General features: G+C 68.4%; 10 protein-coding genes. 5 read left to right on the plus strand and 5 right to left on the minus strand.

Features of this window, described 5'->3' with window-relative positions; translation table 11 throughout:
• Positions 1-10 precede the first annotated feature (10 nt).
• Complete coding sequence (gene asnB, locus A5698_RS02940; protein ID WP_068293110.1) at positions 11-1,942, minus strand: asparagine synthase (glutamine-hydrolyzing); 1,932 nt, start codon at positions 1,940-1,942, stop codon at positions 11-13.
• A gap of 165 nt (positions 1,943-2,107) precedes the next feature.
• Here asnB and ctaC point away from each other — a divergent pair, with 165 nt between their 5' ends.
• The 4 genes from ctaC to A5698_RS02960 all read left to right on the plus strand — a co-directional run bounded on the left by ctaC (position 2,108) and on the right by A5698_RS02960 (position 5,385).
• A complete protein-coding gene (gene ctaC / locus A5698_RS02945; protein WP_067087758.1) occupies positions 2,108-3,175 on the plus strand; it encodes an aa3-type cytochrome oxidase subunit II in 1,068 nt (355 codons plus the stop codon).
• A 9-nt stretch (positions 3,176-3,184) separates the two neighbouring features.
• Positions 3,185-3,604 carry a cytochrome c oxidase subunit 4 gene (locus A5698_RS02950; protein WP_067087756.1) on the plus strand — a complete coding sequence of 140 codons (420 nt, stop codon included), beginning with the start codon at positions 3,185-3,187 and terminating at the stop codon, positions 3,602-3,604.
• Positions 3,605-3,826: 222 nt separating this feature from the next.
• Positions 3,827-4,693: an MmpS family transport accessory protein gene (locus tag A5698_RS02955; RefSeq protein WP_068293123.1), complete on the plus strand. Its 867-nt coding sequence runs from the start codon at positions 3,827-3,829 to the stop codon at positions 4,691-4,693.
• On the plus strand, positions 4,693-5,385 hold the full coding sequence (locus tag A5698_RS02960; RefSeq protein WP_068293125.1) for a DUF2561 family protein: 693 nt from the start codon (positions 4,693-4,695) through the stop codon (positions 5,383-5,385). The genes A5698_RS02955 and A5698_RS02960 overlap by 1 nt, the downstream gene beginning before the upstream one ends.
• Here the strand turns inward: A5698_RS02960 and qcrB are convergent.
• From qcrB to ctaE, 4 genes are read right to left on the minus strand one after another with little or no spacing between them, the layout of a single operon-like run.
• Positions 5,379-7,091: a cytochrome bc1 complex cytochrome b subunit gene (qcrB, locus tag A5698_RS02965; protein WP_068293128.1), complete on the minus strand. Its 1,713-nt coding sequence runs from the start codon at positions 7,089-7,091 to the stop codon at positions 5,379-5,381. The genes A5698_RS02960 and qcrB overlap by 7 nt on opposite strands.
• Positions 7,088-8,311: a cytochrome bc1 complex Rieske iron-sulfur subunit gene (qcrA, locus tag A5698_RS02970; RefSeq protein WP_068293131.1), complete on the minus strand. Its 1,224-nt coding sequence runs from the start codon at positions 8,309-8,311 to the stop codon at positions 7,088-7,090. Before qcrA ends, qcrB begins: the two co-directional genes overlap by 4 nt.
• Positions 8,308-9,129: a cytochrome bc1 complex diheme cytochrome c subunit gene (gene qcrC, locus A5698_RS02975; protein WP_197506613.1), complete on the minus strand. Its 822-nt coding sequence runs from the start codon at positions 9,127-9,129 to the stop codon at positions 8,308-8,310. The genes qcrA and qcrC overlap by 4 nt, the downstream gene beginning before the upstream one ends.
• A 20-nt stretch (positions 9,130-9,149) precedes the next feature.
• Positions 9,150-9,761 carry an aa3-type cytochrome oxidase subunit III gene (gene ctaE, locus A5698_RS02980; RefSeq protein ID WP_082963929.1) on the minus strand — a complete coding sequence of 204 codons (612 nt, stop codon included), beginning with the start codon at positions 9,759-9,761 and terminating at the stop codon, positions 9,150-9,152.
• Between the two features lie 67 nt (positions 9,762-9,828).
• Between ctaE and trpD the strand changes: the two genes are divergently transcribed.
• A complete protein-coding gene (gene trpD / locus A5698_RS02985) occupies positions 9,829-10,896 on the plus strand; it encodes an anthranilate phosphoribosyltransferase (RefSeq protein WP_068293137.1) in 1,068 nt (355 codons plus the stop codon).
• The last annotated feature ends 682 nt before the right edge of the window (positions 10,897-11,578 follow it).

The raw sequence follows: 11,578 nt of genomic DNA on the forward strand, positions 1-11,578 counted from the left end.
CGCTCGAGGATCAGAGCTGCACCGGGTAGGTCGGCTCGCCGATCTGCGGGGTGATGCTGCGCTCGACGAAGATCGCGTGCCACAGCATGAAGATCAGCACGGTCCACAGCCGGCGGCTGTGATCGCTTGTGCCGCTGCGGTGTTCCTCGAGCATGGTGCGCACCGCGGCGAGGTCGACCAGATCGCCCGCCTGCGACGAGCTCACCATCGAGTGCGCCCAGTCCAGCAGCTCCCCGGCCCGCAGCCAGTGCCGGATCGGCACCGGGAAGCCCAGCTTCGGCCGGTTCAGCACGTGCTCGGGAACGATCGGCTCCAACGCCCGTCGCAGCGCGAATTTCGTTGTCGCCCTGGTGATCTTCTGGTCATACGGCAGTCGTGAGGCGACGGCGAAAACCTCGGGGTCCAGGAACGGCACCCGCAGTTCCAGTGAGTTGGCCATCGTCATCTTGTCGGCCTTGACCAGGATGTCGCCGCGCAGCCAGGTGAACAGGTCGATGTGCTGCATGCGCGCGACCGGGTCCCAGCCCTGCGACGCGGCGTACACCGGCGCCGTCACGTCGGTGTGCGTCCACTCCTGGCGGAAACCGGGCAGCACCGCGCGCAGTTGCTCGTCGGAGAAGCTGCGCGCGTTGCCGTAGTAGCGCTCCTCGAGCGTGAGCGAACCGCGGTGCAGCAGGCTCTTGCCCCGCATCCCCTCCGGCAGCGGCCGCGACGCCCGCCCGAGTGACCGGCGCAGCGGGCGCGGCAGGTATTCGAACGGCTTGAGCGACAACGGTTCCCGGTAGATGGTGTAGCCGCCGAACAGTTCGTCGGCGCCCTCGCCCGAGAGCACCACCTTGACGTGTTTGCGCGCTTCACGGGCGATGAAGAACAAGGGCACCAGCGCAGGATCGGCGACCGGTTCGTCGAGATACCAGACGATCTCGGGCAGCGCCGCGACGAACTCGCCCTGGCTGACGACCTTGGCCACGTGCCGGGCGCCGATCGCCTCGGCCGAGGCCACCGCGACGTCGACCTCGGAGAAGCCCTCGCGCTCGAAGCCCGTGGTGAACGTGATCAGCCGCGGGTTGTGGCGCATGGCCAGCGCTGCGATGGCCGTCGAGTCGATGCCGCCGGACAGAAACGCGCCAACGGTCACGTCGGCGCGCATGTGCTTGGCGACCGAATCCTCGAGCACCGCGGTGATCTCGTCGTAGCGTTCGGACTCCTTGCCCGCCACGAACGGCACCGCGGAGAACCGCGGATGGAAGTAGCGCGTCACCTCGGGGTGCGCCCCCGCACGGATGCGGGCGTAGCTTCCCGACTCCAGCCGGCGGATGCCGACCTGCAGGGTCTCCGGTTCGGGCACGTACTGCAGCACCGTGTAGTGCTGTACGGCGCGCTGGTCGATGCCGAGGTCCAGGCCGAGCTCGTCGGCGAGGTCGAGGAGGCACTTCTTCTCGCTGCCCACCGCCGTGCCGCCGGGACCGCTGGCCAGGTACAGCGGTTTGATGCCGAACGGGTCGCGAGCGCAGAACAGCTCGCCGCTCACGGTGTCCCACAGCGCGAACGCGAACATGCCGCGCAGCCGGGTCAACGCGTCGGTGCCCCAGTGGTGGTACGCGGCGATGATCGTCTCGCCGTCGCCGTCTGTGTTGAACACCACGCCGTGGCGGGCGGTCAGTTCCTCGCGCAACTCGAGGTAGTTGTAGATCTCGCCGTTGAAGACCAGCACGTAGCGGTCGGGCGTCTCCGGCGGTCCCCACCGCAGCGGCTGGTGGCTGTGCGCGATGTCGATGATCGACAGCCGGTTGAACCCGAGCACGACGCGGTCATCCGACCAGGTCCCGGGCTCGTCGGGGCCGCGGTGGCGCATCAGGTGCGACGCGCCCGACACCGCGTCGATCAGCGCGGGGGAGACGTCAGCGGACGGGTCACGCAACAGGGCCAGCAGTCCGCACACGGCGCCAGTATGCCTAACGGCCCGCGCACACGAGATAGCGAGATAGATACGAGAAGGTGAGGTGTGTTGAGACCGCCACCCGGGCGTGGTCTACGCTGCGTAGTATTCGCTCCAGAAAACGACCGCACCGCGGTCGCGCGTCACTGACTTCTAGGAGGCTCCAACGTGACACCTCGCGGGCTGAAGGCGGCGGCGCGAACCGCGTCGCTGGCAGTCGTCCTGGGTGCTACAGCGTTGCTGCTCAGCGGCTGCAGCTGGTCGGAGGTGCTGGGCCTGGGATGGCCCAAGGGCATCACGCCCGAAGCGCACGTCAACCGCGAACTGTGGATCGGTTCGGTGATCGCCTCGCTCGTCGTTGGCGCGATCGTGTGGGGCCTGATCTTCTGGACCTCGGCGTTCCACCGGGCCAAGAAGACCGACACCGAGTTGCCGCGCCAGTTCGGCTACAACATGCCGCTGGAGCTGGTGCTGACGGTCGTCCCGTTCCTGATCATCTCGGTGCTCTTCTACTTCACCGTGGTGGTGCAGGAGAAGCTGCTGCACGAGGAGCCGAACCCGGAGGTCGTCGTCGACGTCACCGCCTTCCAGTGGAACTGGAAGTTCGGCTACAACAAGGTCGACTTCTCCGACGGCACCTTCACCTACGACGGGGCCGACCCGGAGCGTGCCGCCGCGGTGGCGTCCGGCCCGGAGGGGCTGCAGGGCGAGCACGGCGGTGAAGAGGGTTCACACGGCAGCGAATTCGGCGTGATCGCCGGCAAGCACCCGCAGGACCGTTCGTACCTGGCGTTCGACAAGGTCGAGACGCTCGGCACGTCCTCGGAGATCCCGGTGCTCGTGGTGCCGTCCGGCAAGCGCATCCAGTTCCAGATCGCCTCGGCGGACGTCATCCACGGATTCTGGGTGCCGGAGTTCCTGTTCAAGCGCGACGTGATGCCGAACCCGGAGGCCAACAACTCCGACAACACGTTCCAGATCAGCGAGATCAACCAGACCGGCGCGTTCGTCGGGCGCTGCACCGAGATGTGCGGCACCTACCACGCGATGATGAACTTCGAGCTGCGTGTGGTGGAGCCCAACGACTTCAAGGCGTACCTGCAGCAGCGCATCGACGGTAAGACGAACGCCGAAGCGCTGCAGGCGATCAACCAGCCGCCGACCGCGGTCACCACGAAGCCGTTCGACACCCGCCGCGGCGAGCAGGCACCCCAGCTCACGCAGGCCAGCAAGTAGGGACACCACATGCATATCGAAGCCCGGTTGTTCGAGTTCCTGACCGCGTTCTTCATCCTCGCCGCGGTGGTCTACGCGGTGCTGACGGCGATGTTCCAGTACGGCGGCATCGAGTGGGCAGGCACGACCGCGCTGGTGCTCACCGCCGGCCTGACCCTGATCACCGGCACGTTCTTCCGGTTCGTGGCGCGGCGCCTCGACACCCGCCCCGAGGACTATGAGGACGCCGAGATCAGCGACGGCGCCGGCGAGCTGGGCTTCTTCAGCCCGCACAGCTGGTGGCCGATCTTCATCGCGCTGTCGGTGTCGATCACTGCCGTCGGCGTGGCGATCTGGCTCCCGTGGCTCATCGTGGCCGGTGCCTGCTTCGTGATCACGACGGTCGCGGCCCTGACATTCGAGTACTACACCGGCCCCGAGAAGCACTGACCGGTCGGATCGTCCACCTTGCCGGTCGGCGCCGCAGCGCAAGGTCACAATCGAGCCACCACTCGCGCGGCAACCGTGCCGGGTGATCACCCGCGGTGACGCCGTTGGGTAGTGTTGCCGAGGCACGGTCGGCCGCGCTGGCCGCGCGGGCAATGGACCGCGCCGGCCGAGTCGGCGATGCGCTGCAGGCGCCGGTGGAGTAGTCGAGAAGGATAGGCGTAGATGAGCGGGCCGAATCCCCCGGATGACGAAGGTTCGGACTTGACGGGCCAGGAGCGAGGTTCCGAACCGGATCCCATCGCCGGCGATCAACCCGCGCCGGACACCAGCGAAACCGACTTGCACTCGCGGGCGTACTCGGCGCCGGAGTCGGAGCATTTCACCGCGGGCCCCTATGTGCCGGCCGACTCGTCGCTGTACGACTACGACCACTACGAACCGGCCGACGCCGTCGACCAGCCCGCGCCGCCCCGGTGGCCGTGGGTCGTCGGCGTGGCGGCGATCATCGCGGCGATCGCCCTGGTGGCGTCCGTCTCGGTGCTGGTGACCCGCACCGACACCGACAACCTCGCCACCCCGGAGGCCTCGACTACGACGGTGGCGCCCCCTGTGCAGGACGAGATCACCACGACGACGCCACCACCCCCGCCTCCGCCGCCGACGAGCGAGGAGCCGCCGCCTCCGCCGCCGGAAACGGTCACGGTGACCGAGGAGCCGCCGCCACCGCCTCCGGCGCCCGCACCCGCCGAGCCGCCGCCACCGCCGGCGCCGGAGACCACTGCACCACCGGCGCCGCCGCCCACCACGACACGCTCGGGCCCCCGACAGGTCACCTATTCGGTGACCGGAACAAAAGCACCGGGAGACATCATCACCGTGACCTACATCGACGCGTCGGGACGCAGCCGGACGCAGCGCAACGTGTACATCCCGTGGTCGCTGACCGTCACGCCGATCTCGCAGTCCGAGGTCGGGTCGGTGCAGGCGTCGAGCCTGTTCCTGGTGAGCCGGCTCAACTGCTCGATCACCACGAGTGACGGCACCGTGCTGTCCTCGAACACCAACAACGCCGCACAGACCAGCTGCTGATGACTTACGAAACCGACGCGTCGGGGCGCTCGCGATTGACCCCCGCACTGGATCCCAGCGAACTCGACCGCACCGACCGCATTCTGCTCGGCTCGTGCGCGGCGATCTGGCTGGTCGCGCTCGGCACCGGAGTCGCCGCGACGGTGGCGCTGGTGGACCTGGGCAGGGGGCACGCCGAGTCCTCCGGGGACGCCGGGACGCCGTGGCTGCTCTACACCATCATCGGGATCTCCGCGGTGGTGATCATCGGCGCGGTCCCGCTGTTGTTGCGGGCCCGGCGCGAAGCGCTGGAGGAGCCGCAGCCGCAGGGCACGGGACCCGCCCCGGCGGCCGCGGGTCGCGCGCCGGGGGTCGATCCGACGCCTGCCACCGAGAAGCTGCCGTACGCCGCGCCGCGCCAGCAGCGCACGCTCGAGGCGCCGGAACCGGGCTCGGCGGCGGTCGACCTGCTGTGGCTGCGGTGCGCGACGGTCATCGCGTGCGCGATCGGCATCGCCATGGTCACCATCGGTATCGCCACTTACCTGATGGCGATCGACAGCGACGTCGCCGCGTGGGTCTTCTACGTGCTGACCGCTCTGGTCACGCTCGCCATGCCGGTCGTGCCGTGGTTCTACCTCAAAGAACTACGCGCCCTGCTGATCAGCAGGGCGCGTAGTCCTTTTTCGTTTGTGCCAACGGCCTGTCAGTGATGGCCGTTGGACGAATCCCCATCGCGTGAGCCGTGCCCGTTCGACGAGCCGGTGCGCGCCTGGTGCTCGGCCAGCGCGGTGAGCGCCCTGCGCTCGCCGGCGTGCAGAGCGGCGGTGAGCGCCTCGTGCTCCTCGATCGGATCGGCCGACAGGAAGCCACCGGTACCCGGCGCTCCCGCGGAGCCCAGCTTGTTCATCCGCTTCGGCAGGGCAGCGCCCTGGTACTCCAACGGAATCGGGTGACCGTGCTCGTCCACCGGTCCCAGCGGCTGATGCAGCTCGATGTAGGCACCGTGCGGCAACCGCTTGATGATGCCGGTCTCGATGCCGTGTTCGAGCACCTCACGGTCGCTGCGCTGCAGGCCGACGGCCCACCGGTAGGCGATGTAGTAAACGATCGCGGGCAGCACCACCATGCCGATGCGGCCGATCCACGTCGTCGCGTTCAGCGAGATGTGGAACTTGAGCGCGATGATGTCGTTCATCGCGCACAGCGTGAACAGCATGTACAGCGAGATCGCGGCCGCGCCCAACGCGGTTCGCACCGGAGCGTCACGCGGACGCTGCAGCAGGTTGTGGTGCGCGTCGTCGCCGGTGAGCTTCTTCTCGATGTAGGGATAGGCGATCAGCAGCATGAACACCAGGCCCATGAACAGCGCCACCCATGTCGAGGCCGGGACGGTGTAGTTGCCCAAGTAGAGCTCCCACGGCGGGAAGATACGCGCCACACCCTCGGTCCACATCATGTAGAAGTCCGGCTGGCTACCCGCCGACACCTGGGATGGCTTGTAGGGCCCGAGATTCCAGACCGGGTTGATCGTCAGCAGACCACCCATCAGGCCGAGGATGCCGACCGTCATCGCGAAGAACGCGCCCGACTTGACCGCGAACACCGGCATGACGCGCACGCCGACGACGTTGGTCTCGGTGCGGCCCGGGCCGGGGAACTGGGTGTGCTTCTGGAACCACACAAGGGCCAGGTGAAGCCCGATGAGCGCCAACATGATTCCGGGGATCAGCAGGATGTGCAGCGCGTACATCCTGGGGATCCAGTATCCGTCCTCGCTGCACATGTATCCGACTCCGCCGCACGGGAAGTCGCCGCCGAACAACGCCCAGTGCAACCAGGTGCCGATCACCGGCATGCCGAGTGAAATCGACGACAGCGCGGCCCGCAGTCCGATGCCCGAGAGCAGGTCGTCGGGCAGCGAGTAGCCGAAGTAGCCCTCGAACATCGCCAGGATCAGCAGCAGGGCCCCGATCACCCAGTTCGCCTCGCGCGGGCGCCGGAAGGCGCCGGTGAAGAAGATGCGGGCCAGGTGGACCATGATCGCCGCCGCGAACAACAACGCGGCCCAGTGGTGGATCTGACGGACGAACAGCCCGCCGCGAACCTCGAAGCTGATGTCGAGCGTCGACGCGTAGGCCTTCGACATCTCCACACCGCGCAGCGGTTGGTACACGCCGTTGTAGGTGACCTCCGCCATCGACGGGTCGAAGAACAGCGTCAGGTACACGCCCGTGATCAGCAGGACGATGAAGCTGTACAACGCGATCTCGCCCAGCAGGAAGGACCAGTGGGTCGGGAACACCTTGTTCAGCTGGCGTCGTACCGCCGCGGACGGGTGGTAGCGCGAGTCGATCGCATTCCCTTGGTGGGCAGCGATTTCGGCGACGTTCGGCGGTTTCGGCAATTTCGGACTCATGCTGTTTTCCGTTCCCAGAAGGCCGGCCCGACGGGTTCGATGAAGTCGCCGTTGGCGACGAGATACCCGTCCTGGTCGATGGTGATGGGCAGCTGCGCCAACGCGCGCGCAGCCGGGCCGAATATGGGTTTAGCGAAGTGCAACGCGTCGAACTGCGACTGGTGGCACGGGCAGAGGATGCGATAGGACTGCTGCTCGTAAAGCGAAGAGGGGCAACCCAAGTGCGAGCAGACCTTGGTGAACGCGAACAGGTCGCCGAAGTTGAAGCTCTCCTGACCCTTGCGCTTGACCACCCGGGGCAGGTCCTGCGACTTGATCCGGATCAACATGACGGGATTGCGCACGCCCATGGCGATCTCGGAGAGGCGATGGTGCGACTCGGTCGTGGTGCCGTCGCCGTCGGCCTCGCGCCACGGGAAGACGGTCTCCATGCCGCCGGCGTCGATGTCCTCGGGCCGCATCTTGACGAACGGGGACTCGCCGGGTGTGCCGGTGGCGCGGGCGAGGTAGATCGTCTCGCCCTTGTACCGCGGGGTCCACCCCGACGTCCACAGCACGGCCTTCTTGCCGTCGGCGGTCTGCACGACCGGCTTCCACGGGTTCTTGATCAGGCCGCCCGCGAACGCCACCAGAGTGCCGAGGCCGAAGGCGCCAAGGCCGATTCCCAGCGAGAGCCCGACGAGCTTGCGGCGCTTGATCGTCGAGCCCTCCACGGCGTCGGTCAGGTTCGCCACAACTGTCTTGCGGTGGATCTCGGGGGAGGCGCCGTCGTGGCGTTCCTGGATCGAGATCTCCTCGGGGATGAACTTCTTCTGGTACAGCACCGCGCCGATGCCGATCGAGAGGATCGACAACCCGAAGGTCAACCCGTACAGCGGCGTGGTGAGGCTGAACAGGAACTCACCCTCGGACCCGTAGGGCTTGTACTCCCACGGCCAGAAGAGGAATACCAGCAGCAGGGCCAAGCCCGAAAAGCCGCCCAGCAGAAGCCAATACGAGACCACGCGCCCGGCGCGCTTCTCGGCCTTGGTGCCGGCGACCGGCCAGCGGTCCTCCTTGTAGACAATCTCGACGCCGTCCAGCTTGCCGCCGAGCTCGACGAGCTCCTCACGTGACATCGACGCCAGCTCGGCGTCCGTGGGCTGTCCCGGCACACCGGCCTGGCCGGGTGCGTCGGTGCCCTTCGGGGTGTTCTCGGTGCCGTTGCCCGGCTCGCTCATGCTCGCGCTCCGATCCACAGGGCCGCGGCGATGACGGCCACCATGCCGATGATCCAGGCCGCCATGCCCTCGGGCGCCGGGCCGAACCCGCCGAGGCCGTAGCCGCCGTAGCTGGGGGTCTCCGCCGATTCGCGGACGTAGGCGACGATGTCGCGCTTCTCTTCCGGTGTCAGCTGTCGGTCCGAGAACTTGGGCATGTTCTGCGGACCGGTGAGCATCGCGGTGTAGATCTGCGCGGGGTTGGCTTCTCCGAGGTCGGGCGCGTACTTACCCGACGACAAGGCGCCGCCCTTACCGGTGAAGTTGTGGCACGATGCGCAGTTCAACCGGAACAGGTCGCCGCCGCGGGCGACGTTGTCGCCGAGCAGGGACTCCTGCGCGACCCCGCCATTTGCGTCACGCGGGACGACGGGGCCGCCGCCGTTGGCCTGAACATAGGCCCCGAGCGCGTCGGTCTGGGCCTCATCGAACACCGGCGCCTTCCGTGGAGCCTGGGCCTCGCCGCGCATCGCGGGCATGCGGCCGGTGGAGACCTGGAAGTACACCGCCGCCTCGCCGACGCCGATGAGGCTGGGCCCGCGGTCCGGCACGCCCTGCAGGTTGACACCGTGGCAGGTCACGCACGAGGTGTCGAACAACTGCTTACCGGTGCGCAACAGCGCCGACTGCGATTCGTCGGCGACCGCAACCTGCGGCGAGGGCGTGAGGGTGGCGGCCAGACCGCCCGCGACGCCCAGTCCGAGCAGCAGCAGCACAGCACCTGACAGGCGCCTGCGTAGCCGACGGCGCGACTTGTCGGTCATCGAACCCCTTCTCATCGGACCGGTATCGGAGCCGGTCAACGGACGAAGTAAATGGTGGCGAACAAGGCGATCCACACGATGTCGACGAAGTGCCAGTAGTACGACACCACGATCGCCGCGGTGGCCTGAGCCGGAGTGAACTTACTCATCCGGGTTCGGGCCAGCAGGATGAGGAACGCGACGAGACCGCCGATCACGTGCAGGCCGTGGAAGCCGGTGGCCAGGTAGAACACCGAGCCGTAGGCGCTGCTGGAGAGGGTGGTGCCGTGCTGGACCAGGTGCATGTACTCGTAGCCCTGGCCGAGGACGAAGAACAGGCCCATCGCGAAGGTCAGGACGTACCAGCGGCGAAGCCCGAACACGTCGCCGCGTTCGGCGGCGAACACACCCATCTGGCAGGTGAACGACGACGCGATCAGCACCAGGGTGACCGGCACGGCCTGGGCGAGGTTCAGCTCCGTCGGTGGTGGCGGCCATTCGCCGCCCGATTGCGAACGCGCGGTGAAGTACATCGCGAACAGGCCAGCAAAGAACATCAGCTCGCTGGACAGCCAGACGATGGTGCCGACACTGACCATGTTCGGCCGGTTCAGCGAATGTACTCGCGACGTGATTGCGGTTCCCGAGGTCCCTACAGCGCTCGTCACAGGAGCAAGTATGACGCTTTGTAGTTGTCGATCTCCACCCGGGTCGGCGTTTCGTCATAATCGCGAGGTGGCTCATACGGACAAACCCGATCCCTTCACCTGGCCCCGGATCCTCGGCCGGCTCACCACCGGCCAGTCGCTCGAGACCGGACAGGCGGCGTGGGCGATGGATCAGATCATGACCGGCGCGGCCACGCCCGCTCAGATCGCCGGTTTCGGGGTGGCGATGCGGATGAAGCGCCCGACCTCGGCCGAGGTGACCGAACTGGCCGACACGATGCTCAAACACGCGCGGCGGGTTCCCACGGACGTGATCGGCACCGCGACCGTCGACGTGGTGGGCACCGGCGGGGACGGCGCCAACACCCAGAACCTCTCGACGATGGCGGCGATCGTCGTCGCGGCCGCCGGCGTGCCGGTGATCAAGCACGGGAACCGCGCCGCGTCGTCGCTCTCGGGCGGAGCCGACACGCTCGAGGCGCTGGGGGTGCGCATCGACCTCGGACCCGACGAGGTCGCGCGCAGCGTCGCCGAGGTCGGGATCGGGTTCGCGTTCGCGCCGCACTTCCACCCGTCGTACCGGCACGCGGGTGTGGTACGCCGCGAACTCGGGGTGCCGACGGTCTTCAACCTGCTCGGCCCGTTGACGAATCCGGCCTCGCCGCGGGCCGGGCTGGTCGGGTGCGCATGGGGTGAGCTGGCCGAGGTGATGGCCGGCGTCTTCGCGAGCCGGGGGTCGAGTGTGTTGGTGGTGCACGGCGACGACGGTCTCGACGAACTCACCACCACCACGACCAGCACGATCTGGCGGGTGCAGGCGGGCACGGTCGAGCGGCTGAAGTTCGACCCGGCCGCATTCGGGTTCGCCCGCGCGGAGATCTCCGAACTCGTCGGTGGCGACGCCGAGGCCAACGCGGCGTCGGTGCGCGCGGTGTTCGGCGGTGCGCCGGGCGCGGTGCGTGACGCGGTGATCCTCAACGCCGCAGGCGCTTTGGTGGCGCACGCGGGGCTAGCCAGCGACGCCAAATGGCTGCCCGCCTGGGAGAGCGGGCTGGCCAAGGCGGCCGAGGCCATCGACTCCGGGGCGGCCGAACACCTCCTCGCGCGTTGGGTGCGGTTCAGTCAACAGGCTTGAGCCGGCGATCTGCTCGGCAGCGACACGGGCCGAGCGCGCCGACGCGGCCCACGCCGCCCACCGGCCCGCCGCGTGCGCGGGCGTGCAGTAGCCGTCGTCGGCGCGCACGATGCGCACACCGGGCTGATGCAGCCACCGCGCGATCAACGCGGTCTCCTCGACCAGTGCGCCGCCCAACGGCGCCGGCGACGGCAGAACGGCTTGTGCGCCAGCGCAAATCGCGTCGACGACCGGCATGGGTGGGACACCGCGCGGGGCGTTGCCCGCGGCGGCCAGCTGCCCGTTGCGGACCACCGCGAGGTGCCAACCGCCGCTGCCGTCGGGACGCGCCGCCACGAGTTCGGTGACGGCGGCCAGCGCCCGCAGCCGCTGCCCGCGCCACAGCCCGTCGATCGCGGCGGCGGCGTGATCGCGGACCCGCGCCGCCGTCTCGTAGCGGCCGCGGTCGGCGAGATCCGCGATATGCGCCAGCACGGCGGCCATGGCGCTGCTGTCGCGGCCGGCCATCAGGTCGGCGGCCTGGGCGATCGTCCCGGCGTACTCGGCGGTGCTCGCATCGCGTGGCGCCGGGCACGGTGACAGCTCGCGTTCGGGGCAGGCCGGACCGTGCACCGCGGTGCGCCCCAGCTTCTTGGTGCACGTCCGGACACCGGTGAACCGGGCCAGGAGCGCGGCGGTGTCG

This window comes from Mycobacterium sp. E136, from assembly GCF_001666865.1.
In the GTDB taxonomy this organism is placed as follows: Bacteria; Actinomycetota; Actinomycetes; order Mycobacteriales; family Mycobacteriaceae; genus Mycobacterium.

What these genes read in the sequence shown, in the direction of transcription:
- A5698_RS02955 (WP_068293123.1), top strand. Translation starts at nt 3,827, where the DNA reads ATGAGCGGGCCGAATCCCCCGGATGACGAAGGTTCGGACTTGACGGGC.
- qcrB (WP_068293128.1), bottom strand. Translation starts at nt 7,091, where the DNA reads ATGAGTCCGAAATTGCCGAAACCGCCGAACGTCGCCGAAATCGCTGCC.
- qcrA (WP_068293131.1), bottom strand. Translation starts at nt 8,311, where the DNA reads ATGAGCGAGCCGGGCAACGGCACCGAGAACACCCCGAAGGGCACCGAC.
- A5698_RS02950 (WP_067087756.1), top strand. Translation starts at nt 3,185, where the DNA reads ATGCATATCGAAGCCCGGTTGTTCGAGTTCCTGACCGCGTTCTTCATC.
- A5698_RS02960 (WP_068293125.1), top strand. Translation starts at nt 4,693, where the DNA reads ATGACTTACGAAACCGACGCGTCGGGGCGCTCGCGATTGACCCCCGCA.
- qcrC (WP_197506613.1), bottom strand. Translation starts at nt 9,129, where the DNA reads ATGAGAAGGGGTTCGATGACCGACAAGTCGCGCCGTCGGCTACGCAGG.